This is a genomic window from Nocardia sp. NPDC059228 (genome assembly GCF_042754245.1).
Lineage (GTDB): Bacteria > Actinomycetota > Actinomycetes > Mycobacteriales > Mycobacteriaceae > Nocardia.
On the sequence record NZ_JBHZAL010000160.1, the window covers coordinates 1 to 1,123 of the forward strand.

The 1,123-nt window shown below is 67.6% G+C and carries 2 protein-coding genes; one reads left to right on the top strand and one right to left on the bottom strand.

What is annotated here, in order from left to right:
* Window positions 1-320, bottom strand: a 320-nt coding sequence (locus ACFXKA_RS43170; protein WP_379431938.1) for a DNA gyrase subunit A, incomplete at its 3' end; no start/stop codon positions are given.
* 303 nt (window positions 321-623) lie between these two features.
* On the opposite strand from ACFXKA_RS43170, the gene ACFXKA_RS43175 reads away from it, so the two are divergent.
* Window positions 624-1,123: M16 family metallopeptidase (locus ACFXKA_RS43175; RefSeq protein ID WP_379431939.1), on the top strand; the 500-nt coding region annotated here is incomplete at its 3' end.

Consider the following 1,123-nt stretch of genomic DNA (forward strand, 5'->3'; position numbering starts at 1 on the left):
GAGAAGGGCTGTGCCATCCGGACGAGGGCGTCGTAGATCGACGCGTCCCCGTGCGGGTGCAATTTACCCATCACCTCACCGACGACGCGGGCGCACTTCACATAGCCGCGGTCGGGGCGCAGGCCCATCTCGTTCATCTGGTACACGATGCGGCGGTGCACCGGCTTCATGCCGTCGCGGGCGTCGGGCAGGGCGCGGGAGTAGATCACCGAGTACGCGTACTCAAGGAAGGAGCCCTGCATTTCATCGACCACGTCGATGTCGAGGATCTTCTCCTCGAAGTCCTCCGGCGGCGGGGTCTTCGTGCTGCGGCGGGCCATCGCTGCTGCGGCTCCTTCACAGGTCTGTGCGGGTCTGGACGGACAACTTGGGGGACTCTGAGCGGACAACTTGAGGAACTGACGCGGACCATTGTGGCCCGCCGGACCGACAACGCCGACCTCGACCCGTCGTTGCACCGCCCGGGGCGCCCGTTTCCGGCGGCACACCACCGGGTTGTCACCGGGCCGCCGCCGGGCGGATGGCGAGTCCACGCCCCTTCGCGCCGAGCGGAAACTTCGCCAGGCGTCGGCGCGCTTGCATACAGTGGCAGGACTTCTTATATCGCGATCGAAGGGACGTACATGCCCATGGGTCACACGGCCACAGCGCAGGCCGGTTCCGGCGGCCTCACAGCGACGGAGCACCGGCTCGCCAACGGACTGCGCGTGGTGCTCTCCGAGGACCACCTGACCCCGGTCGCCGCGGTCTGCCTCTGGTACGACGTCGGTTCGCGCCACGAGGTCAAGGGCCGTACGGGCCTCGCCCACCTCTTCGAGCACCTGATGTTCCAGGGCTCCGCCCAGGTCAAGGGCAACGGTCACTTCGAGCTGGTGCAGGGCGCCGGCGGCTCGCTCAACGGCACCACCAGCTTCGAGCGCACCAACTACTTCGAGACCATGCCCACCCACCAGCTGGAGCTCGCCCTCTGGCTGGAGGCCGACCGCATGGGCTCGCTGCTCTCCTCCCTGGACGACGAGGGGATGGAGTACCAGCGCGACGTCGTGAAGAACGAACGCCGCCAGCGTTACGACAACGTGCCCTACGGCACCGCCTTCGAGCGTCTGACCGCGCTCTCCTACCC